The organism is Embleya sp. NBC_00896 (assembly GCF_045207785.1).
In the GTDB taxonomy this organism is placed as follows: Bacteria; Actinomycetota; Actinomycetes; order Streptomycetales; family Streptomycetaceae; genus Embleya.
On record NZ_CP108776.1, the window covers coordinates 756330 to 779029 of the forward strand.

The window sequence follows — 22700 nt, forward strand, 5'->3', positions numbered from 1 at the left end:
GAAGCCGGGCCGTAACGACCCCGGTCGTTCAGCCGCCCCCCGCCCGCGGCCCGGCCGGCACCAACAGCAGCGCGAGCACCGCCGCCACCGCGAGCAGGCCGCCCGCCGCGCCGATCGCCACCGCGTATCCGTGCGCGAGCGCGTGCGCCCGATCGCCGCCGTCGTCCGCGATCACCGACGCGGACAGCGTGACCAGGCCGGCCAGACCGATCGAACCGCCGATCTGCCGCGAGCTGTTGATCAGCCCGCCCGCCATGCCGGCCTCGTGCGGCGCCACGCCGGACATCGCGGCGGTGCCCAGCGGAACGAAGCACAGACCGGCGCCGATGCTCGCGACCATCGACGGGCCCAGGATCGAGCGCAAGAACGTACCGTCGGCGTCGAACGCGAGCCCGAACCACCCGAAGCCGACCGCCGTGAGCGCCCCGCCCAGCGCGAGCAGCGGACCGAGGCCCACCCGCGCGACGGTCTTCGTCGCGATCACCGAGCCGATCGCGATCCCGATCGAGAACGGCAGGAACGCCACCCCGGCGGCGGCCGGTCCGTACCCGAGCACCTGCTGGAGGTACAGCGACGTGAAGTAGAACGCGGCGAACTGGCCGGAGAACAACAGCATCATGAACAGGTTCGCGCCGAGCACCGGACGATGCGTCAGCAGCCGCATCCGCAACAGCGGTTCGGCCGTCCGCAGTTCGACCAGTACGAAGGCCACGAGCAGCGCCGCCGCCACCGCGAGCGTGCCGAGCGTCGTGCCGGAACCCCAGCCCTGCCGCTCGGCCCGCACCACACCCAGGACCAACGCCGTGGCGCCCGTGGTGACCAGCAGCGCCCCGGCCAGGTCGAGCCCCGGCGCACTGCCGGCCGCGGGCTGGTCGGCCGGCAGCCGCCGCGCCACCAACAGCGCGAACACCACGATCGGCACGTTGATCAGCATCACCGCTTCCCAACCCACCGACTGCGTGAGCAGCCCGCCGATCAGGACCCCGAACGCACCGCCGGCGGCGGCCGTCGCGCCCCACAGCCCCAGTGCCCGCGATCGCGCGGGCCCGGCCGGGAACGTCACCGTGATCAGCGCGAACGCCACCGGCGCGAGCGCGGCGGCGCCGATCCCCTGCACCGCGCGGGCGGCGATCAACGCGCCGGGCGTGGGCGCGAAGCCGCCGAACAGGCCGGCCAGGCCGAACACCGTCAGACCGGCGACGAGCGTCCGGCGGCGGCCGACGATGTCCCCGATCCGGCCGCCGAGCATCATCAGCCCGCCGAAGGTCAGCGCGTACGCGTTCACCACCCACGGCAGCCCCTCGGCGCTGAACCCGAGGTCTGCGCCGATGTCGGGCAGGGCGACATTGACCACCGACATGTCGAGCGCCACGGTGAATTGCACGGTCAGCACCACGACGAGCAACATCCGCGTCGCGCGGGACGAACTCGCCCGCTCGGCCGCCGGGTTCGCGATCGTGGTCATGCCGCCTCCCCCGCGCCGACGCGGTCGCCGAGCCGGGTGCCGGCGCGCGGCGCGATCGATATCGGTGTGAACAGGTCGACGGTGGCCATCGAAGCTCCTTGTGATGCGGGCGTGCGGACACGAGGTCACGCGGACGCGAGGGGGTTGAGATCGACACGAAATGACGGACGGGGATGGTGATGGGTATCGAGCGAGGTCGGAGCCCGTCCGATCCGTCCGAACACGCCGAGGAAGCCCGGTGAAGGCCGCCGGGACAGGCGTTGACGTACTCTGTACGTGAACAGCATCAGTCGAACACGTACGTTGTACGTACGTCAAGGAGGGGGATCGTGCCCGCACCCCGAAAGTTCAGCCAGGAGCAACTCCGCACCGCCGCGCTCGCGCTGGTCGACCAACAGGGCCTCGCGGCGCTGACGATGCGCAGCCTCGCGGCGGCGCTCGGGACCGGGGCGATGACGATCTACAACTACGTGGACGGCCGCGAGGGCCTCGACGCGCTGCTCGTCGAGGCGGTCATGGCGTCCGCGCAGCCCGCGGACGAGCCGGCCGGCGACTGGCGCGCGGACGTACGCCGCCACGCCGAGGCGAACTGGCGCGCGGTACGCGCCCATCCGGACGTCATCCCACTGATCCTCACCCGCCGGATCCTGGACGAGGTGACGATGTCCGGCGCGGAGGCCCTCCTTGACGCACTCGCCCGCGGCGGTCGGCACGGCCGGGATCTGCTGATCGCCTTCCGAACGGTGTCCGGCTTCGTGATGGGCTTCGCGCAGGCCGAACTGGCGGGACCACTGTCGATCGCGCCCGACGAGGACGTGGCGGCGATCACCGCCCGGGCTCGCGCACTCCCGACCGGCCGCTTCCCCCGCCTGGTCGAACTGGCCACCGCCGCCGCCGACAGCACTGCGGAAGCCGAGTTCCACGCCGGCCTCGACATCATCATCGCCGGCCTCGCCCGCGAGTGATCGCCCACCACCGGCTCGCCGAACCGCTCGGGAACCTCGACCCGCCCGCCGCACAAGTCAGGGTGTGACCATCACTCCCGTAACCGATCGCGAATTGTGGGAGAGAGCCTGCCGAGGTGAGCCCGAAGCGTTCGGAGCGATCTTCGACCGGCACTCCCACGCGGTCTACAACTACCTGTCCCGTCGTACCGCGTCGTGGTCCGAGGCCGAGGACCTGACCTCGGTGGTGTTCCTCCAGGCGTGGCGGCATCGGAAGGCCGTCACCCTCGATCGCGAGAGCGCGCTGCCCTGGCTGCTCGGGATCGCGCGCAACACCGCCGCCAACGGCGGACGCGCGGTCCAGCGCTACCAGGCGCTCAAGGCCCGTCTGCCGACCCCGTCCCCGGTCCCCGACCACGCCCAGGACGTCGCCGAACGGATAGACGACGACGCGCGATCATGGCGGGCGGCATCTGGTATTCGTCCGAAACCGCCCCGGTCAGGGCGGAACTCTCCGACGACGAGCCTGATTTCGGTCCCCGGATCCGCGGTTACGACGCGGCCGGAAACCTCATCTGGGACTCCGCCCGGGACGCGCCGAAGCCGGGACCGGCGGACTGCGTCCGAACGCCCGACGGACGGCTCCTGGCGTACCCGGGCGACGTGGCCTCCGCCCCCGATCCCGCCACGTGCCGCCCGGCCGTCCCCTGGACCGCCGGCGTCCGCTGAGCCCGCTCCTGAGCCCTCTCCCGAAACTCGAGACCCCCGACCCGAATGTCGGGAATGATCACCAATGCCCGCTCGTTGTACAGAACAGTCGGTGAACGGGTGTCCCCGGGCCCAACCTTTTGCCGCCGCGAGATACCGGTTCGGCCGGAAGCGCGGTGTGCCACCCGCCGAGAGGTGATCTCGCTCACCGACGCCTGAGCGACGGCGCTGCCCCTCCCCCCGAGGGCAGCGTCGTCTTCGTCGTTTCCGGGACGCTTTGCCCTCCCGGGCCGACGGCCTTAGCCGGCCCGGATCGACTCGATGCAACCGCCGCGCGCGGATTGTCGTCCGTTCCCCCGAAAGCTGCCGACGCAACGGTCGGCGGCCGGCACATGAACGGTTCGTTCCGGTCGCCCGGTACGGTGTCGGGCTACCACGCGCCCACGCGGCGGCGGCCCGACGACAGCACTTTCGGGGGCGTTATGAATTCCGCATCGGAGCACGGCGGTCGCCGGCGTCGGTCGCACGCGTCGCAGGCCGACCCGGACGCGACCGACGCCACGCCCGTCGGCGACGTCCCCGATCCGACCGGAGCCGACGACCCCGCCGCGGCCCCCACCCCCGTCGTACCGCGCGCCCGCCGCGCCGACGGCGGGCGGGGCGGCCGGGGCAATCGGGGCGGCCGCAAGGGCAAGCGCACCGGTCACGGCAAGCCGCGCCGCTTCCGCAAGCTCAAGATCACCGCTCTGGTGATGTCGCTGGTCCTGGTCGCGATAGGCATCACGGGCTTCGTCGTCTACCAGAAGCTGAACGGCAACATCAAGCACAGCAAGCTCAACACGAGCGACGTCGAGGTGCCCAAGGAGGCCCCGGACGAGTTCGGTCGCACCCCGATCAACATCCTGATGATCGGCTCGGACGGCCGGAACGACCCGACCGACTGCAAGCTCGGCGGCGCCTGCGACGGCGGCGCGCCGCGCGCGGACGTCCAGATGTTGTTGCACGTGTCCGCGGACCGCAGCAACGCGTCGGTGATCAGCATCCCGCGCGACACCCGCGTGCCGATCCCGTCCTGCACCGACCCCAAGACCAAGCAGAAGTTCCCGGCGACGAACGCCCTGATCAACGAGAGCCTGGGCCGCGGTGGACCCGGCTGCGTGGTCGGCACGTGGCAACAGCTGACCAAGATCCACATCGATCACTTCATGATGGTCACCTTCTCCGGCGTGGTCTCGATGGCCGACGCGGTCGGCGGGGTCAAGGTCTGCGTCCTGTCCAACATCCAGGACGAGCGGGTCGAGTACGTCAACGGCGAGCGGCACGTGGTCGGTTCGCACCTCAAGCTGACCGCCGGCGAGCACGAGATCCAGGGCGAGGACGCGCTGAAGTGGCTGCGCACGCGGCACGCGTTCGAGGACGGCAGCGACGTCGGCCGCGCGCACGCGCAACACATGTACCTCAACTCGATGGTGCGCACGCTGAAGGCGAAGAGCACGATCACCAACCCGGTCAAGCTGTTCAAGGTCGCCGAGGCCGCGACCAAGGCGCTCACCGTCGACGACGGTCTCGGCGGCATCCCGAAGCTGACCTCGCTCGCGACGACGCTCAACAAGGTGCCGACCAACCGGATCACCATGACGACCATGCCGCACGACCCGGACCCGCAGGCGCCCGAGGCGCACCTGGTTCCGTCGGCGGGCGCCGAGACCCTGTTCAAGCTGGTCCGGGCGGACGTGCCGTTCGACAAGAACGGCCCGCCGCCGGGCAGCGAGACGCCGCCCCCCACCACCGAGGCGCCGCCCGCGCCGCCGACCGTGGACAAGGCGGCGATCCGGGTCTCCGTCGTCAACGCCACGACCGGCACCAGCCGAGCCGACGCGGTCGCCGCGGCCCTGGTCGCCCAGGGCTTCACCAAGGCGACCAAGGAATCCACCACGGCCAGGCGCCAGACCAGCTCGGTGATCTACCCGGCCAAGGACCAGGAGCAGGCCCAGGCCGTCGCCGACGCGCTGGGGCTGCCCGCGACGGCGCTGTCCTCGCAGCCGAACGCGACGCACGTGACGGTCCAGCTCGGCACGGACTGGGGCACGGGCACGACCTACAAGGGCGCCAAGCCCACCACCTCCAAGCCGCCCACGACGCCGCCCCCGCCGCCGGCCGGCGAACTGCCCAAGGACTCCAGGGCGCTGAACGCCTCCGACGAGAGCGCGTGCATGAAGGTCTACACCGAGGCCAAGGACCGCAACGGCAAGCCGATCTACACCTGGTGAGCCGAGTGCCTTGACGGCCGGCCCGACAACCGGGCCCCGGCCGCCCGCGACCCGCGGCTCACCGACCTCGAACGCCGGACGGACCGATCCAGGTCCGTCCGGCGTTCGCCGTCTGCCGGCCCCTCGCCGTCCACCGCCCGGCGCCCACCGCCGCAACGGTCACTCACAGCAGTCGACGCGACCCGCGCCCGGCCCCGCCAGTGCCACGAATCGGCCGGATCCCGGACCTCGCGCCGGCCGAAATCGGCGACGCCTTATGCCATTTCGGGGCGGTCCGTCCGGCCGGGATGTCGGTCGACTGTTCGATACACGGTAAGGTGGCCGTACCGAAGACACTTCGTACGTCGGCTGCCCAGTCGACGCCGTTCTCGGTGAGTGACGACGCCGGGCCGTTTACGGCCGGGTCCGCGGGCGGGTTCGACGCATGATCGCGACCGCCCATCGCTCGCCGACCACCGCTCAGCGCCACCTGCCGAGGGCCGCCCCGCCCTCGTCGAGCCCCACGACGTCGACGCCTCACGGCGCATCGTCGGTCCGGCCCGACGATGCGCGGCGGCCGTACCCGCGTGACCTCGCCGCCGAACTCACGTCCCCGATCCGGACGTTCGAAGATTCGGGCGAATCGCCGGGGACCGGTGCTTTCCCGGTCCGACCCGCAGCCGGTACATGCCGGCCGCGGCCCCCCGACTCGACCGACGGCGCCACGGGCCGAACGCCCCGATCCGCCGGACTACTCGAAACCAGGTGCACTCTGTGACGTCCCTCCCCCACCATCCCCGTCGCGCCGCAGCCCCCGGCACGCCCACCGTCGCGCACGCCATGCAGCCGGCCGAGTTGCAGATCGGCGCGGACATCATGGTCGACAAGGCGATCGACATCGTCACCGTCGCCGATGCCGACCACGTGACCCTGCACGCCGCGGACGGCCGCTGCGTCGGCGTCGTCCGCCGGGCGCAACTCGCGCCGTTCTGGAACCGGTCCTGGTACACCGCGCGCACGCCGATCGGGAACATCTCGCACGACCGGGCCCCGTTCGCCCGCCCCGCGATGCCGGCCGCCGAGGCCGCCGCGACCATGCGGGCCCGCGGCCTGCGGGTGTGGGCCGTGACGGACGAGGGCGGCCACGTCGTCGGCGTGCTGACCCTCGACGCCCTGCGCGCCGTCCTCGACGCCGACCCCGCCCTGGACGCGGTCGCGTGATCGGGCGGCGGACGCCGAGGGCGACACCGCCGACGACGTCCGCGCCACCGCACCGTCGAGACGTGACGGTGCGCGGAGGTATCGACCCGGGCTACGCGACGAGCCCCGTTGCCGCCGGGTAATCCACATATCCGCGGGCCCCGCCTCCGTACACGTCGGCCGCCGGCGGCGGTGCGAGCGGGAGGCCCGCGGCGATCCGCTCGGGCAGGTCCGGGTTGGAGATGAACAGTCGGCCGAAGGCCACCGCGTCGGCGAGCCCGGCGGCCACCAGCCGCTCGGCGGTCGCGGGGTCCACCGGCGTCGGTCCGTTGTGGTTCGCGATCAGCGTGCCGGACCAGCGCGGGCGCAGGTCGGCCAGGGCGGCGTACTCCCCGCGTTCGAGGATGTGCAGGTAGGCGAGACCACCGGGTTCGAGCGCGTCGACCAGCAGCCGGTAGGTGTCGCGCGCGTCCGGCTCCTCGATCCGGTCGACTCGGTTCCGTTTCGTGTCGGGGGCGGTGTCAGCGGTCCAGGGCGGTGACCTCGACCTCGATCAGCCACTCCGGCCGAGCGAGCGAGGACACCTCCACGAGCGTGTCCGCCGGGTACGGCAGGGCCAGGAACTCCTTGCGCAGGAGGATCAGCTTGTCGAGGTCCTCGGCCATGTTCCGGACGAAGATGCCGACCTTGACCACGTCCGCGAACGTCGCCCCGGCGGCGGCGAGCACCCGTTCGACGTTGCGGAAGGCCTGCCGGCCCTGTTCGAGGAAGCCGCCCTCGACGGTGCGCCCGGTCTCGTCGAAGCCCGCCTGACCCGAGACGAAGATCAGGCCGCCGGCCCTGATCGCCTGCGAGATGTTGTACGACTCGTACCAATCGGGCGTGGTCGCGACCTGCTCGATTGTGTTGGCGGCGGAAGCGGTGACCTCGGATGCGGTACCGGCGGGAACGGTCATCGTGCGAACTCCAAACGTGTATGCACATACATTGTTTGCTTGTGCATGCATAATCTGGCACTGCATGTAATCTGTTGTCAACACGACCCTCGGTGACCCGCCGGGCGGCCGAGCGGGATCGGCGAGAGAGGACGTGCCCGTGGACACGAGGCTCTGGGATCAGGTCGTCGTGCTGCACGCACGCGTCGAGCACGACCTCGGCAGGGCGTTGCAGCGCCGGCACGGGATCGGCCTGTCCGAGTTCCGCGCGCTGTCCAAACTCGCCGTCGCGCACGACGGCGAACTGCGGATGCAGGAGCTCGCCGACTCGATCGGCCTCAATCAGAGCTCGGTCAGCCGGCTCGCGGTCCGCCTGGAAACCGACGGCCTGACCCGCCGCGACCTGTGCCCCAAGGACCGGCGCGGAGTGTACAGCGTGATCACCGACGAAGGCCGCACCCGACTCGCCGAGGCCCGCGCGACCTACGCCGACGCACTCGCCGCCGCCCTCGCGAAGGCCGCCGCCGACCCGCAACTCGCGGATGTGGCAGCGGCCTTGGGTACGACTGCGGCGGTCGCGGATCGAGTCGGCTCAGTGTCCCTGTAGAAAGCGGCGCTGGTCGCCGAGGTAGCCGGCGACCAGCAGCTCGCGCGGCGCGAAGATCGCCGTGAAGTAGGTCTTCAGGGTCGAGTCCTCGATGCTCTTGCCGACCATCGAGTGCGTGGCGCCCGGGTAGTGGGTGACCGTCAGTTCGGCGTGCCCGCCGAGCAGCCGGCGGTACTCCGTCTCGGTCTCGGCGACGTCCACGTTGACGTCGTGGCCGGCCAGCATCAGCAGCACCGGAACGCGCACGCGCGCCAGGTCCTCGCTCGCGTCGGCCGTGAAGTTCCTGCGCACGAAGTCCCACCGGTTCGCCGCCATGTCCGCGCCGTCGCCCAGCGCCGCGCGATACTCCGCGTGGCTCGCTCCCCGCGCGATCAGCGCGCGGGTCGCGTCGCTGCGCCGGACCGCCTCGTCGATCCGGGCCGCGGACGCGTGGTCGGCACGCAGCTCCGCGAGCAGGTTGAAGCGGCCCTGCCGCAGCCAGTTGATCGCGGGCGACACGGCGATCAGGAACTTCACGTCCGGCGTCCGCGCGGCGACCTTGGGCAACACCCAGCCCGCCTGGCTGGCGCCCCACAATCCGACCCGCGCGTGGTCCACGTCCGGCCTGGACCTGCTCCAGGCGATCGCGGCCTCGGTCTCCCGGGCGCGATCCTCCATGCTCTGGTCGAGCCAATCGCCGGGCGTGCCGTCGATCCCCGGCTTGTTCCAGGACAGCGTCGCGAAGCCGGCCCGCGCGTACGCCTCCATCTGCGGGCGGTAGAAGCCGTCGTTGGTGGCGTTCTTCGGTCCGTCGCCGTGCACCAGGAGCACCAGGCCGTACGGGCCCCGCCCGTTCGTGGGCTTGGCCAGCACGCCGTCCAGGCGCTGCGCCCCGTCCTGGAAGGCGATCCGCTCCTCCTTGATGTCGTACTGGTTCGCGTAGTCCGCGTACACCGCCGCGCCGAGCCCGACGATCAGCAGCATCGCGACGATCGCGGCGCCGATCGTGAGCCGGCGATGGCGTCGTATGACCGGTCCGAGCCTCATGTCGTCGTCTCCTTCATGGTGCGTCCTCGTCCCATAAAACTATCGCGATCGAAACGCTCGTATGTCAAACGAACGTTATGGGTATGATGACCCCAGCAGGGCGGAACGACGACGAACGCGGAGATCGCAGTGAACGAGCCGAACGAGATAAACGAGATGAACGAGCCGAGCGAGCCGAACCCGGCGGACGAGCCGGACGGGCAGCCCTTCCGGCCGCTGCGCGTCGGGCGGGCGTTGCCGCCCGAGGCGCGGGGGCGGGCGGCCGAGCTGTACTGGGAGGCGTTCGGCCGCAAGCTCGGCGCCGCGCTCGGCCCCGCCGAGGCCGGCACCGCGTTCCTCGCCGAGCACTTCAACGCGGACCGCGCGGTGGTCGCCACCCGCGACGGCGTGCTCGTGGGCCTGGCCGGATACACCCACGGCGATCACGGCCTCACCGGCGGACGGCCGCGCGACGTGCTGCGCGCCTACGGCGGGCTGCGCGCGCTGCCTCGGCTCGCCTTGCTCGCGCTGCTCGAACGCAAGCCCGCGGCGGGCGAGTTGGTCATGGACGGAATCGCCGTCGACCCCACGCTGCGCGGTACGGGCATCGGCAGCCTGCTGCTCGACGAGGTCGCGATCGTGGCCGCGGAGCTCGGCTGCCGGCGGATCCGGCTGGACGTGATCGACGTCAACCCGCGCGCCCGCGCGCTGTACGAGCGGCACGGCTTCGTCGCGACCAAGACCGAGCAGACGCCCTATCTGCGCAAACTCATGGGATTCGGGGCCGTCACGACGATGGTCCGGCGGATCGTGCCGGCCGGCACGCCCGCGCGCGGGTGAGCGCGATGGACCGCCGACCGCGCTCGTATGCTCGGGCCATGCCAGGAACGTCAGGAACGGGTCCGGTCGAGATCCCGACCCGCACCCTCGTACACGCGCTCGTCCGCCCCGACGGCAGCGTCGACACCGGCGAGTTGTACACGGTCGCGGGCGTGCTCGGGATGACCGACCAGCAGGTGCGCCTGTGCGTCAAGCGGCTGGTCGCCGAAGGCCGGTTCACCCACGAGGGCCGCGGCCGCAAGGCCGTGTTGAACGCGACCGACGCCACCCGGCGAACCCTCGAACCCAACGTCGAGTTCGTCCGCTTCGCGTACCGTCAGGACCGCGGCCTGGAGCCGTGGGACGGCGCGTGGCGACTGGTCGCGTTCGCGATCCCGGAGTCGGCGCGCGCGGCGCGCGACGCGTTGCGCGACGCGATCCTGCGCCTCGGCGGCGCGCCGCTGCACGGCGGGCTGTACGTCTCCGCGAACGAGTGGGCCGACCTGATCGACGCCGAGGCCCGACGCCTGGACGTGTCCGCCGCGGTCAGCCTGCTCACCAGCCGGGACCTGCGGATCGGCGGGCTCGAGGAGCCGTCCGCGCTGGCCGCGCGGCTGTGGCCGCTGGAGGAGATCGCCGAGCGCTATCACCGGTTGATCGAGGTCGCCCGGCCGCGACTGGAACGGCTCGAATCCACCGACGCGTTCGACGACGTCGAGTTGCTCACCCTCGGCGTCGAGCTGGCCGTCGAGTTCGGCCGCGCGATGGAGCCCGACCCGTTGCTGCCGCCGGAACTGCTGCCCACCCCGTGGCCCGGCGCCGCGGCCCGCGACCTGCTCGCCCGCTCGTGGTCCGCCCTCGCGGCCCGCGACCGCGCCGAGACGACGCGGAGCCTGTACCGGATGTACGAGGACGTGATCGGCCCCTGATCCACCGGATTCGCGAGCGCCGCCCGGCCCGCCCGGCTACGCCGAGCCGAGCGCGTCGACGAAGTCCCGGACCGGGCCGCGGTGATCGTCCGACCGCCACGCGACGGCCAGTTCGCTGGGCGCCAGCCCGGTGACCTCGATCGCGACCGTCCCCGGGCGCTGGTAGATCGCGGCGTTGCCGGCGGCCAGCAGCACGACGCCGCTGCCCTCCTCGATGGCGGCGAACGTCTCGTCCACGTTCGACACGACGGCACCCACCCGGACGGGACGATCGCCGCGCTGGTCGAGCGCGAGCCAGTAGTCGCGCAGCGGCCCCGCGGTGCTCGGCAGCGCCAGGAACGGCTCGTCCAACAGCTCCTCGAACGCGATGCTCTCGCGCCCCGCGAGCGGGTGGTCCTCGCGCAGCATCACCCAGCGCGCCTCGCTCGCCACGACCCGGAACGAGAACGCCTCCGCGTTCGGGATCGGCAGCCACACCAGCGCGACGTCCACCGTGCCGTCGGCGAGCCCCACCGTCGCGTCGTCCCAGTCGATCTGGCGGAACTGCAGACGCCCGTTCGGCCTGCGCACCGCGAAGCCCTCCCTGGCCCGCTGCAAAAGCCCGCGCCCGACGCTCGTGGACAGCCCCACCCGCAGCAGCGCGGCCTCGGCGGCGACCGCGTCGCCCACCACCCGCTGCGCCTCGTCCCAGCAGCGAATCACCTCACGCGCGGCGGGCAGCAGCGCCGCGCCGGCCGCGGTGAGCGCGACGGCCCGTCGGTCCCGGTCGAACAGGCGGGTCCGCAGGCCCTCCTCCAACTGCCGGATCTGCTTGCTCAGCGCGGGCTGGGACACGAACAGCCGCTCGGCCGCGCGGGTGAAGTTGAGCTCCTCGGCGGTCGCGACGAAGTACCGAAGATCGCGCAGATGCGTGTCCATAGCCATTGGTTATCACAACCGCCCTTGGACGCGGAACGAGCACTCGGGCAATGATCGTTGCCCGTCGGGCCGGCACGAAGGGCACCCGGCCGCCACCACCACACCGAGGAGATCCCATGCGCTATCGCCTGTTCGGCAACACCGGCCTGCGCGTCTCGGAGCTGTTCCTCGGCGCGATGACCTTCGGCGGCGAGGGCACCGTCGGCGCCGGGCTCGACGAGAGCCGGCGGATGGTCGACCTGTACGCGGACGCCGGCGGCAACGTAGTCGACACCGCGATCAACTACCGCGGCGGGGAGAGCGAGCGGATCCTCGGCGAGGTGCTCGACGGCCGCCGCGACCGGTTCGTGCCGGCGACCAAGTACACCGTCACGCGCGACCCGTCCCTCGCCGACACGAGCCCGTGGGTGTTCGGCGAGGCGTCCGGGCGCGTCGACGGGCGGCGCTGACCGATGGCCGGCACCTCCGCCCCGCCGGTGGCCCTGGTCACCGGCGCGAATCGCGGCATCGGCCACGAGGTGGCCCGCCAACTCGCCCGGCGTGGGCACACCGTCCTGGTCGGCGCCCGCTCGGCGGAGGCCGCCGAAGCCGCCGCGAGCACGTTGCGCGCGGCGGGCCTGGACACCCACCCGCTGCTCCTGGACGTGACCGACCCGGCCGGCGTCGTGCGCGCCGCCGCGGTGGTCGAGGAACGCTTCGGCCGCCTCGACGCGCTGATCAACAACGCCGCGATCACCTACGACACCTGGCAACGCGCCGCCACCGCCGACTTGGAGGTGGTGGCCGAGGCCGGCGACACCAACCTGTACGGCCCGTGGCGCACCGTGCAGGCGTTCCTGCCCCTGCTCCGCCGCTCGGCCCATCCCAGGATCGTGAACGTGAGCAGCGAGGCCGCGTCACTGACCAACATGGGCGGCGGCACCCCCGCGTACACGGTCTCCAAGGTCGGCCTCAACGCCCTCACCCGCATGCTCGCCGCCGAACTCCGCGCGGACCGCATCCTGGTCAACGCGGTCTGCCCGGGCTGGGTCGCCACCGACATGGGCGGCCCGGGCGGCCGTCCCCCTGCGGCCGGCGCGGCCGGCATCGTGTGGGCCGCGACCCTCCCCGACACCGGCCCCACCGGCGGCTTCTTCCGGGACGCCCGCCCCCTCCCCTGGTGACCCGACCGGTTGGGCCCGCGGCCGCTCCGGTCCCCCACCCCACCTCCCCGGTTCGCCCCGGCCCGCACCATGCCGACATCATCGTGCCCGGCGAACCACACAACGAGGGAGTGCCCATGGAAGTCGACCGGTTCGCCGTCGTGGTCAAGGAGCGCATGGGCCGCCCCCGCCGCAACGAGCGCCGATCACGCGGCGATCGCCTCTTCGACGCCCTGCGCGACCTGGTGGAAACCGGCGACCTCCTCGCCGACACCCGCCTGCCCTCCGAACGGGCGCTCGCCGACGCCCTGGGCCTCAGCCGCGGCACCGTCGCGTCGGCCTACCTCGCGCTCAGCCGGGTCGGCCTGGTCGAGCGCCGGCACGGCAGCGGGTCGTACGTGCGCGCCGGCGGCCGGCCGACCTTCGCCCGCTGGCTGCGTGAGGGGACCATCGTGGTCGACCTGGCCAAGTCGGTGGTGCCGGACACGTCCCTGCTGCCCGACCTGGCGCTGCGGGTCGAGGACCTGCTGGACGCCCGACCGCAGGACGGATACGGCCCGGCCGGCGACGCCCGGCTGCGCGAGCTGATCGCGGCGCACGAGCTGCCCGCCGGCTTCGCGGCCGAGGACGTCGTGGTGACCACCGGGACACAGCAGGCCATCCACCTGGTCGCCGACGCGCTGCTGCGGACCGGTGATCGGGTCCTGGTCGAGCCGACCACCTATCCCGGGATGCTCGCCGCCGTGCAGCGCTTCGGCGCCGAGGCCGTACCCGTGCCGAGCGACCGGCACGGGTTCGAGGTCGACGCGCTGCGCTCGGCGATCCGCCGGCACCGGCCCGCGTTCGTGTTCTCGCTGCCGGTGCACAACCCGACCGGCGCGGTGGTGTCGGCCCGGCGCGCGGAGGCGGTCGCGCGGGTGGCCGCGGCGGAGGGCGTGCTGCTCGTGGAGGACCGCACGCTGGCCCACCTGGCCGGCGGCCCGGTTCCGTCCGCGGCCGCGCACGCGAGCGACCGCACGATCTGCCTCGGGTCGCTGTCCAAGACCACGTGGGGCGGGCTGCGGCTGGGCTGGGCCGCCGCGCCGGCGCCGGTGCGAGCGCTGCTCCTGGAGGCCAAACAGCGCACCGACCTGGCCTGTTCGGCGCTCGACCAGCAGCTCGCGATCCACCTCCTGCGCGACCCCGACCGCCCGGCGCGGGTCCGCGCGTGGTCCGACACGCTCACGGTCCGGCGCGATCACTTCGCCGCCGAGCTCACCGAGCACCTGCCGGAGTGGGAGTGGACCCTCCCGCGCGGCGGCCTGTCCCTGTGGGCCCGGCTGCCCGGCGTGGACGGCGAGGACTTCGTCGCGATCGCGCTGCGACACGGCGTCGCGGTCTCGCCCGGCGCGGTCTTCGCGCCCGTCCCCGGCGCCGCCGCCGACCGGATCCGGCTCAGCTACGCGTGGCCGGAGCCGGTGTCGTCGCAGGCCGTGGAGCTGCTGGTGGCCGCATGGCGGGCCGCCCGGTAGCCGACTCCCGCACCGACCGTTTGGGCAACTCTCGTGCCCGGCCGTCCACCTGACGGACGATCACTAGTGGACCAATAGCGATACGACTAACGTGCCACTCGACAAGTGGCTCATCGTCGTGCCTGCCAACGAGCCACTTGTCGCGACCCCATTCACGGGGCCACGGGACGACGGGAGCAGCCGATGGCACTGACCGAAGCGGACTGGATCTGGATGGACGGCGCACTCGTGCCGTGGCCCGACGCGAAGGTCCACGTGCTCGCGCACGGGCTGCACTACGGCACGGGCGTCCTGGAGGGCACCCGCGCGTACCCGACGCCGCGCGGCCCGGCCGTGTTCCGACTCGACGACCACCTGCGCCGATTCCGCGACAGCGCGCACATCCTGGGCTTCCCGGTGCCCTACGGCCTGCCCGCGCTGCGCGCCGCGACGGTGGAACTCGTCGCGGCGAACGGACACGCCTCGTGCTACCTGCGCCATCTCGCGCACATCGGCTACGGCGAGATGGGACCGTCCTTCCGTCCCTCGATGGACGTCAACGTGGCGATCGCCGGCTGGGAGTGGGACGCCTACCTCGGCGAGGACTCGGCCGAGCGCGGCATCCGATTGGCCACCAGTTCGTGGCGGCGCAACGACCCCAACGCGCTGCCGCCCGCCGCGAAGGCCACCGCCGGCTACCTCAACGCCACGCTGGCCAAGACCGCGGCGCTGCGGGCCGGTTACGACGAGGCGCTGATGCTGTCCGCCGACGGCTACGTCAGCGAGTGCAGCGCGGCCAACGTCTTCGCGGTCCGCGACGGCGTGCTGTTCACGCCGCCCGCGAGCGCGGGCGCGCTGCGCGGGATCACCCAGGACACCGTGCTCACCCTCGCGGCCGACCTCGGCCTGAGCGTGCGGATCGAGAACCTCCTCCGCTCGGACCTCTACACCGCCGACGAGGTGTTGGTCAGCGGCACAGCCGCGGGGGTCGTCCCGGTCGCGTCGCTGGACGACCGCGAGATCGGCACCGGGCCGATCACCCGGAAGCTGCAATCCGCGTACACCGCGGCGGTCACCGGAACGGACGAGCGCTACGCGCACTGGCTCACCCTCGTGCACCAGTAGCGACGGGCCGAACGGGTCGTAACGAGTGGGCGACACGCCCCAAATGGTCGAAATTACCCATGATGTAGCTGTTTTCCGGATATCTGTATACATGTCCAGCTGACGCACACTTATGGGAGATCACCATGCGCATCCGTACCACGCTGATCGCCGTCGCCGGCGCCGCCCTGTTCGCCTTCGCCGGTGCCGGTACGGCCCAGGCGTACGAGCACAGCGATTTCGTGCTCGACCACAACACGAGCGCGGGCGCGTTCCTGGCGGACGGTCACGGTGGCAAGATCGCCGCGTGGTCCGCGACCAACACGTTCATCAAGTTCGACTGACGTTCGCAAGCCCGCACACCGGCGGCCCGCGCACCCCTGGGGGTGAGCGGGCCGCTTCGCTGTGTACGGTTCCGGACGGACGGCGAGACCGGGGAACCGGCCGCCAGGGCGCGTGGATGCCGTCCTTGACTTCAAGTCGACTTGAAGTTCTACGGTTGCGGCACGCGGCTCCGAGGAACCTCCGGGGCGGGCCGAACAAACCGATCGACGGGACTCGGGGGAGACCGACATGATGGCAGCGTCGACACTCGTGTGTGAGTACGACCACAGCGTTCCGACCGCGATCGAGAAGTCGACCCATCCGCACTACGGTCGAGGCGCGGACGGTCTCGGCACCCGCGATCGAGACACAGGCGGTCGAGACACCCGCGGTCGAGACACAGGAGGGCCCTCGGCCGCGTCGCACGGCCCGATACCCCGCGCGCGGCCCGCGCCGAAATCCCGTACGGCAACTGACGAAGGTCGGCTGTACTTCCCCGACCCGAGGAGGGTCCCGTGCTGATCCGATTGATCCGCGCGCATCTGCGCCCGTACGCCAAGCCGATCGGCCTGGTGGTGCTGCTGCAACTGGTGCAGACACTCGCGACGTTGTATCTGCCCACCCTCAACGCCGACATCATCAACAACGGCGTGATCAAGGGCGACACCGGCTACATCCTGCGGATCGGCGGGGTGATGATCGGGGTCACGCTCGTCCAGATCGTCTGCGCCGCGATCGCGGTGTACTTCGGTGCCCGGATCGCGATGGGCCTGGGGCGGGACGTGCGCGCCGCGGTGTTCAACCGGGTACAGACCTTCTCGGCGCGCGAGGTCGGCGAGTTCGGCGCACCGTCGCTGATCACCCGCACGACCAACGACGTGCAGCAGGTCCAGATGCTGGTGCTGATCGCGCTGACGCTGATGGTGTCCGCGCCGATCATGTGCTTCGGCGGCATCCTGATGGCGCTCAACCAGGACCTGCCGATGTCCCTGCTGTTCCTGCTCATCGTGCCGGCGCTGGTCCTGGCCGTGGGTTGGATCGTCCGCGCGATGCCGCCGCTGTTTCGCACCCTGCAGGACCGGATCGACAACGTGAACCGGGTCATGCGCGAACAGATCACCGGGATCCGGGTGATCCGCGCGTTCGGCCGGGACGGCCACGAGCAGGCCCGGTACGCGGACGCCAACGCCGAGATCCGCGAGGTGTCGCTCGGACTCGGCCGGCTGATGGCCTTCATGTACCCGTCGGTCCTGCTGGTGTGGGAGACCTCGGCGATCGTGATCGTCTGGATCGGCGGGCACCGGATCGGCAACGACTCGATGGACATCGGCGCGCTGATCGCGTTCATGAGCTACCTGATGCAGATCCTGATGTCGGTCATGATGGCGACGTTCATGACGATGATGATCCCGCGCGCGGCGGTCTGCGCCGACCGCATCGTGGAGGTCCTGGACACCGAGTCGAGCCTGACCGTGTCGAAGGCGCCGGTCACCGCGCTGCACGAACACGGCCGACTCGAACTGCGCGACGTGAGCTTTTGCTACCCCGGCGCCGAGGAGCCGGTGCTGCGCGGCGTCGACCTGATCGCCCGGCCCGGCGAGACCACCGCGGTGATCGGCAGTACGGGCGCCGGCAAGACCACGCTGCTGGGCCTGATCCCCCGGCTGCTCGACGTGACCGGCGGGTCGGTCCTGATCGGCGGGGTGGACGCGCGCGAGATCGAACCCGCGCTGCTGTCCCGCACGGTGGGCCTGGTGCCGCAGAAGCCGTACCTGTTCTCCGGCACCGTCGCCTCCAACCTCCGCTACGGCAACCCGGACGCGACCGACGAGGACCTGTGGCGGGCGCTGGAGACCGCGCAGGCCCGGGAGTTCGTCGAGGCGCTGCCCAAGGGCCTGGACTCGCCGATCGCCCAGGGCGGCGGCAACGTGTCCGGCGGCCAGCGGCAACGACTGGCGATCGCCCGCCTGTTGGTGGTCCGCCCCGAGATCTACCTGTTCGACGACTCGTTCTCCGCCCTTGACTACGCCACCGACGCGGCACTGCGCGCGACGCTCGTGGCGGAGACCGCGGACGCCACGGTGGTGATCGTCGCCCAGCGGGTGGCGACCATCCGGCACGCGGACCGGATCGTGGTGCTCGACGAGGGCCGCGTGGTGGGCACCGGCACCCACTCCGAACTCATGGCCGGCAACGACACCTACCGCGAGATCGTGCTGTCCCAGCTCACCGAGGAGGAGGCGGCGTGACCACCACCGACGAGACCATCGAGTCGAACGAGTCGACCGAGACCACCGACGGCCCCGCCCGCCGACCCGGCCCACCGCCCGGCGGCGGCCCCGCCGCGCGGATGATGGGCGGTGCGCCGACCGAGAAGTCGATGCACTTCAAGGCGTCCAGCCGCCGGCTCCTGGGCATGATGGCCCCCGAGCGGCGGCACCTGATCGCGCTGCTGGTGTCGGGCGTCGCGGGTGTGGGCCTGTCGGTGCTGACCCCCCGGCTGCTCGGCAAGGCGACCGACGCGATCTTCACCGGCGTCGCGAGCGGCAAGGGCATCGACTTCGGTCACATCCGGGTCATCCTGCTGACCACCTTCGCGGTCGTGCTCGGCTCGGTGGTGTTCTCGTTCGCGCAGGGCCGACTGACCACCACGATCGTCCAGCGGATGACGTACCGGCTGCGCGAGGACGCCGAGACCAAGTTGTCCCGGCTGCCGCTGAACTACTTCGACAAGCAGCCGCGCGGCGAGGTGCTCTCGCGCACCACCAACGACATCGACAACATCGCGCAGACCCTCCAGCAGGCGATGGGCCAGATCGTCCGCTCGCTGCTGACCATCATCGGCGTGCTCGTGATGATGTTCTGGATCTCGCCGCTGCTCGCCCTGGTCGCCCTGGTCAGCGTGCCCACCTCGGTGGTGGTGACGATGCTGATCGGCAAGCGCGCGCAACCGCAGTTCGTCAAGCAGTGGTCGAGCACCGGCAAGCTCAACGCGCACATCGAGGAGATGTACACGGGCCACGCGCTGGTGAAGGTGTTCGGCCGGCAGAAGGAGTCCGCGGAGGTCTTCGACGAGCACAACGAGGCGCTGTACGCGGCCGGGTTCAAGGCCCAGTTCATGTCCGGTCTGATCCAGCCCGCGATGACCTTCGTCGGCAACCTCAACTACGTGCTCGTCGCGGTGATCGGCGGCCTGCGGGTGTCCTCGGGCGCGATGACGCTCGGCGACATCCAGGCGTTCGTCCAGTACTCGTACGAGTTCAACGGACCCGTCACCCAGGTCGCCGCGATGTCCAACCTGCTCCAGTCCGGAGTCGCCTCGGCCGAGCGGGTGTTCGCGCTGCTCGACGCCGAGGAGCAGTCCCCCGACCCGAAGGACCCGGCCCGGATCGAGAAGGTGACCGGCCGGGTCGCGTTCGAGAAGGTGTCGTTCCGGTACGAGCCGGGCAAGCCGCTGATCGACGGCCTCGACCTGGAGGTCCACCCGGGCCAGACGGTCGCGATCGTCGGTCCGACCGGCGCGGGCAAGACCACGCTCGTCAACCTGCTGTTGCGCTTCTACGAGGTCACCGGCGGCCGGATCACGGTCGACGGCGTGGACATCGCGACGATGACCCGCGAGGACCTGCGGGCACCGATCGGCATGGTGCTCCAGGACACCTGGCTGATCGGCGGCACGATCGCCGACAACATCGCGTACGGCGTCGACGGCGTCTCCCGCGAACGGATCGTCGCGGCGGCCAGGGCCACGCACGCCGACCGGTTCGTGCGGACCCTGCCCGAGGGGTACGACACGGTCCTCGACGACGAGGCCGACAACCTGAGCGCGGGCGAGAAGCAACTCCTCACCATCGCCCGGGCGTTCCTGACCGAGCCGCAGATCCTGGTGCTGGACGAGGCGACCAGCTCGGTCGACACCCGGACCGAGGTGCTGATCCAGAAGGCGATGAACTCGCTGCGCCAGGGCCGGACCAGCTTCGTGATCGCGCACCGGCTGTCCACGATCCGCGACGCGGACGTGATCCTGGTGATGGAGTCCGGCTCGATCGTCGAACAGGGCACGCACGACGCGCTGTTGGCGGCCGAGGGTGCGTATGCCCGGCTGTACGCCTCGCAGTTCGCGCAGCCGGTGGCCGAGATTCAGTAGCGGGCCCGGATGCCCCGGGGCGTTGTCGCCCCGGGGCATCCGCGCGAGCGGGGGTCAGAACGGGAAGCCCTCGGCGAGCAGCGCCCACGACTCGTCCACCCGGGCGAAGACGTCCGCGCCCGGGTCGCCCTCGATCGACACCAGCACCACCATCGCGACGCCGAGCACCGCCCCGGCCAGCGTGCGCACCTCGGTCGAATCGGCCGCACGCCCGGTGCGCCGCGCGACGGCGTCGGCGAGCAGGGTCGCCGCGCCGGTGAGCTGGTCCACCAGTGCCGAGCGCAGCTCGGGCACCGCGAGCACCAGCGCCGGCAACTGCCGGCGCTCGGCGATCTCCGCTTCGGGCAGGTCCGCGAGGACCGTGCGCAGCGCCGCCCGGATCGCCTCGATCGTGCCGAGTCCGGCGGGCTGCGCCTCGAACGCCGCGACGAAGGCCGGATCGAGGTCGTCGCTCAGGACCAGGTCTCGCTTTGCCGGGAAGAAGCGGTACAGCGTGCTCTCGGAGACCTCGGCCGCCTCGGTGATCGCGTCAGGAGGCGGCGGGCCTCTTCTCACTCCTCACGCCGGTTCCCGGTGCGCGGGCCGTCGGTGTCGCCGGCGGCGGTATCGGGCGCGCCGGCGCCGGGCCCGGACAGCACCAGGCCGACGACGAGTTGGCCGAGCGCCGTGACGACGAGCGCGGCCATCGGGACCGCCCAGCCGCCGGTGGCGCCGTGCATCAGGCCGAGCGCGAACGGGCCGGTCGCCGCGACCGCGTAGCCCAGCGACTGGGCGAGCGTCGACAGCGCGGTCGTCTCGGCGGCGTTGCTTCCGCCGCCGCCGATCACCGACAGGACGAGCGGGAACGAACAGAAGCCGAGCCCGACCGCCGCCGCCCACAACACGGGCACGGCGACCGGAGCCACGAGCAGTCCCACGAAGCCGATCAGCATGCTTACCGACACCACGACGAACGCGGGCCGGAGCCGACCGGTGGCCCGGACGAAGGCCAGGATCGCGAACGTGGCCGGGATGCCGGCGCCCTGCGTGATCGCCAGCATCGCGCCCGCGCCGCCGCGGCTCATGCCCTCGTCCGAGAGGAGCGTGGGCAGCCATCCGACGAGCGCGTAGCAGTTGAGCGCCTGGAGCGCGAAGTAGGCGGTGCACAGCCGGCCGATCCGGGTGCGCGCCATCGTCCACGGCGAGACGTAGGCGGCCTGCCTGGCCGCGGCTGCCGCTTCGGCTCCGGCCGCCGTCGCGACCTTGGGCGTCAGCGCGTGCGGCGCCCGGACCAGGGACCAGACGAGCAGCGCGACAACCGCCGGGAGCGCCCACACCGCGAGCCCGAGCGACGGCGACCCGAGCCCGCCGGCCACCGGCACGGCCACCGCGGCGGCGAGCGTCGCACCCAGCGCCATCACCGTCGTGTACACGCCGGTCAGCATCGATACCCGGCGCGGAAAATGCGCGCGCAGCAGCGCGGGCAGCAGCACGTTGCCCACCGCCAGGCCGGACATCCCGAACACGGTCCCGGTCAGCAGCGCCCACGTCGAGGGCACCGCCCGGACACCGAGCCCCGCGGCGAGCGCCACCAGGGCCACCAGCACCGCGCGCTCGGTGCCCAGCCGGCGCGCGAGCGGCGCGGCGGTCAGCCCGGCGGCCGCGAAGCACAGGGTGGGCAGCGTGGGCATCAGCGACGCGGTCACCGGGCCGAAGCCGAGCGTGCCGCGCAGCGCCTCCAGGAGCGCGGCGGCACTGCTGATGCCGAGCCGCAGGTTGAAGGCGATCAGCACGATGCCCGCGCCGGCCAGCCACGCGGCGCGGGCGCGGGCGGCGGTGTCGACGCTCGGCGCCGTACGCGTGGCGGTGGTCGGTGCGGGTGCGGTAGCCATTGCTCAAAGGTAAGACGTCTGATGAATTGTGTCCAGGTGACGTCCAATCATCAGATGTATCCTGGAAGCCCTTCCCCACAGCCCTCCCCCACAGCTCTCCCCCGCTCTCCGTCCGTCCCAGGTCAGGAACCTCCGATGAGCCTCGAATCGGTGCGCCGTCCGGCGTTGTCCGCCGAGGTGATCGCCCGCCTTCGCGAGCGGATCACCTCCGGCGACTGGCCCGTCGGCAGCCGCATCCCGCCCGAGCCGGAGCTGATGACTCGGCTCCAAGTGGCGCGCGGGACGCTGCGCGAGGCGATTCGCGCCCTCGCACACGCCGGGCTGCTCGACGTCCGGCAGGGCGACGGCACGTACGTCCGCGCGGTCAGCGAACTGTCCGGCGCCGTCGAGCGGTTGTACGGCGACAGCGGGCTCGGCCATGTGCTGGAGGTGCGGCAGGCGCTCGACCTCCAGGCCGCCCGGCTCGCGGCGGTGCGTGCCGAGGAGGCCGACCTCGACGCGTTGGACGAGGCGCTGCGGCTGCGCCGTGCGGCGTGGGACGCGCGCGACTTCGACGCGTGGATAGCGGCCGACTGGGACTTCCACCGCGGGGTCGCGGACGCGGCGCACAATCCCCTGCTGGGCGAGCTGTACCGAAATCTGTCGGGGCCGGTGCGCGAATCGGTGGCGCACTCGTGGAGGGATCCCGACTACGAGGGCGCGAACCCGGCCGGCCACGAGGACCTGCTGCTGGCACTGCGCGCCCGTGACCCCGCCGAGGCGGCCCGGCAGGCGGACGCGAACCTGACGGACACGCACGACTGGCACGCGGCGCGGCCGGCGGGCGGGGAGACCTCGTAGGCT

Annotated in this window: 21 protein-coding genes and 2 pseudogenes; 16 read left to right on the forward strand and 7 right to left on the reverse strand. The window is 72.0% G+C overall.

Annotated elements, in window-relative coordinates; all coding sequences use genetic code 11:
• Positions 1-28: 28 nt before the first annotated feature.
• Positions 29-1465, reverse strand: a complete 1437-nt coding sequence (locus tag OG928_RS03545) for an MFS transporter (RefSeq protein ID WP_406279042.1) — start codon at positions 1463-1465, stop codon at positions 29-31.
• 329 nt (positions 1466-1794) lie between these two features.
• On the opposite strand from OG928_RS03545, the gene OG928_RS03550 reads away from it, so the two are divergent.
• The 5 genes and pseudogenes from OG928_RS03550 to OG928_RS03570 all read left to right on the forward strand — a co-directional run bounded on the left by OG928_RS03550 (position 1795) and on the right by OG928_RS03570 (position 6587).
• Positions 1795-2430: a TetR/AcrR family transcriptional regulator gene (locus tag OG928_RS03550; protein ID WP_406279045.1), complete on the forward strand. Its 636-nt coding sequence runs from the start codon at positions 1795-1797 to the stop codon at positions 2428-2430.
• Between the two features lie 64 nt (positions 2431-2494).
• Positions 2495-2698 (forward strand): annotated as a pseudogene (locus tag OG928_RS03555) (RNA polymerase sigma factor); the annotation flags it as partial.
• A gap of 170 nt (positions 2699-2868) precedes the next feature.
• On the forward strand, positions 2869-3138 hold the full coding sequence (locus tag OG928_RS03560; RefSeq protein ID WP_406291330.1) for a hypothetical protein: 270 nt from the start codon (positions 2869-2871) through the stop codon (positions 3136-3138).
• 461 nt (positions 3139-3599) lie between these two features.
• On the forward strand, positions 3600-5387 hold the full coding sequence (locus tag OG928_RS03565; protein ID WP_406279048.1) for an LCP family protein: 1788 nt from the start codon (positions 3600-3602) through the stop codon (positions 5385-5387).
• Positions 5388-6140: 753 nt separating this feature from the next.
• Entirely contained in the window at positions 6141-6587 is a 447-nt protein-coding gene (locus OG928_RS03570) for a CBS domain-containing protein (protein ID WP_406279051.1), read from the forward strand.
• A gap of 91 nt (positions 6588-6678) precedes the next feature.
• Here OG928_RS03570 and OG928_RS03575 read toward each other — a convergent pair whose 3' ends face one another.
• Both OG928_RS03575 and OG928_RS03580 read right to left on the reverse strand, forming a co-directional pair.
• Positions 6679-6882, reverse strand: coding sequence for a hypothetical protein (locus tag OG928_RS03575; protein ID WP_406279054.1), 204 nt, complete (start codon positions 6880-6882; stop codon positions 6679-6681).
• Positions 6883-7087: 205 nt separating this feature from the next.
• Positions 7088-7522 (reverse strand): RidA family protein, encoded by a 435-nt coding sequence (locus OG928_RS03580; RefSeq protein ID WP_406279057.1) that lies wholly within the window; start codon positions 7520-7522, stop codon positions 7088-7090.
• 139 nt (positions 7523-7661) lie between these two features.
• On the opposite strand from OG928_RS03580, the gene OG928_RS03585 reads away from it, so the two are divergent.
• The gene (locus OG928_RS03585) at positions 7662-8108 is read left to right on the forward strand and encodes a MarR family winged helix-turn-helix transcriptional regulator (RefSeq protein WP_406279060.1); all 447 of its coding nucleotides are present in this window, start codon (positions 7662-7664) and stop codon (positions 8106-8108) included.
• On the opposite strand, the gene OG928_RS03590 is transcribed toward OG928_RS03585, so the two are convergent.
• Positions 8094-9134: an alpha/beta hydrolase family protein gene (locus tag OG928_RS03590; protein ID WP_406279063.1), complete on the reverse strand. Its 1041-nt coding sequence runs from the start codon at positions 9132-9134 to the stop codon at positions 8094-8096. The genes OG928_RS03585 and OG928_RS03590 overlap by 15 nt on opposite strands.
• Positions 9135-9290: 156 nt before the next feature.
• Here OG928_RS03590 and OG928_RS03595 point away from each other — a divergent pair, with 156 nt between their 5' ends.
• Positions 9291-9953 carry a GNAT family N-acetyltransferase gene (locus OG928_RS03595; RefSeq protein ID WP_406290758.1) on the forward strand — a complete coding sequence of 221 codons (663 nt, stop codon included), beginning with the start codon at positions 9291-9293 and terminating at the stop codon, positions 9951-9953.
• A gap of 38 nt (positions 9954-9991) precedes the next feature.
• Complete coding sequence (locus OG928_RS03600) at positions 9992-10861, forward strand: PaaX family transcriptional regulator C-terminal domain-containing protein (protein WP_406279066.1); 870 nt, start codon at positions 9992-9994, stop codon at positions 10859-10861.
• A gap of 36 nt (positions 10862-10897) precedes the next feature.
• On the opposite strand, the gene OG928_RS03605 is transcribed toward OG928_RS03600, so the two are convergent.
• Positions 10898-11779, reverse strand: a complete 882-nt coding sequence (locus OG928_RS03605; RefSeq protein WP_406279069.1) for a LysR family transcriptional regulator — start codon at positions 11777-11779, stop codon at positions 10898-10900.
• Between the two features lie 116 nt (positions 11780-11895).
• On the opposite strand from OG928_RS03605, the pseudogene OG928_RS03610 reads away from it, so the two are divergent.
• The 7 genes and pseudogenes from OG928_RS03610 to OG928_RS03640 all read left to right on the forward strand — a co-directional run.
• Positions 11896-12159, forward strand: a pseudogene (locus tag OG928_RS03610) (aldo/keto reductase); the annotation flags it as partial.
• A 72-nt stretch (positions 12160-12231) separates the two neighbouring features.
• On the forward strand, positions 12232-12942 hold the full coding sequence (locus OG928_RS03615; protein ID WP_406279071.1) for an SDR family NAD(P)-dependent oxidoreductase: 711 nt from the start codon (positions 12232-12234) through the stop codon (positions 12940-12942).
• Positions 12943-13058: 116 nt separating this feature from the next.
• On the forward strand, positions 13059-14432 hold the full coding sequence (locus OG928_RS03620; RefSeq protein ID WP_406279074.1) for a PLP-dependent aminotransferase family protein: 1374 nt from the start codon (positions 13059-13061) through the stop codon (positions 14430-14432).
• 183 nt (positions 14433-14615) lie between these two features.
• Positions 14616-15536, forward strand: coding sequence for a branched-chain amino acid transaminase (locus OG928_RS03625; protein WP_406279077.1), 921 nt, complete (start codon positions 14616-14618; stop codon positions 15534-15536).
• 125 nt (positions 15537-15661) lie between these two features.
• On the forward strand, positions 15662-15859 hold the full coding sequence (locus OG928_RS03630; protein WP_406279080.1) for a hypothetical protein: 198 nt from the start codon (positions 15662-15664) through the stop codon (positions 15857-15859).
• 495 nt (positions 15860-16354) lie between these two features.
• Entirely contained in the window at positions 16355-18088 is a 1734-nt protein-coding gene (locus OG928_RS03635) for an ABC transporter ATP-binding protein (RefSeq protein WP_406279083.1), read from the forward strand.
• Positions 18085-19986: an ABC transporter ATP-binding protein gene (locus tag OG928_RS03640; protein WP_406279086.1), complete on the forward strand. Its 1902-nt coding sequence runs from the start codon at positions 18085-18087 to the stop codon at positions 19984-19986. Before OG928_RS03635 ends, OG928_RS03640 begins: the two co-directional genes overlap by 4 nt.
• 54 nt (positions 19987-20040) lie before the next feature.
• Here OG928_RS03640 and OG928_RS03645 read toward each other — a convergent pair whose 3' ends face one another.
• The gene (locus tag OG928_RS03645) at positions 20041-20541 is read right to left on the reverse strand and encodes a TetR family transcriptional regulator (protein WP_406279089.1); all 501 of its coding nucleotides are present in this window, start codon (positions 20539-20541) and stop codon (positions 20041-20043) included.
• Complete coding sequence (locus OG928_RS03650; protein ID WP_406279092.1) at positions 20538-21857, reverse strand: MFS transporter; 1320 nt, start codon at positions 21855-21857, stop codon at positions 20538-20540. Before OG928_RS03650 ends, OG928_RS03645 begins: the two co-directional genes overlap by 4 nt.
• Before the next feature lie 135 nt (positions 21858-21992).
• Between OG928_RS03650 and OG928_RS03655 the strand changes: the two genes are divergently transcribed.
• Positions 21993-22697: a FadR/GntR family transcriptional regulator gene (locus OG928_RS03655; RefSeq protein WP_406279095.1), complete on the forward strand. Its 705-nt coding sequence runs from the start codon at positions 21993-21995 to the stop codon at positions 22695-22697.
• Positions 22698-22700: the final 3 nt, after the last annotated feature.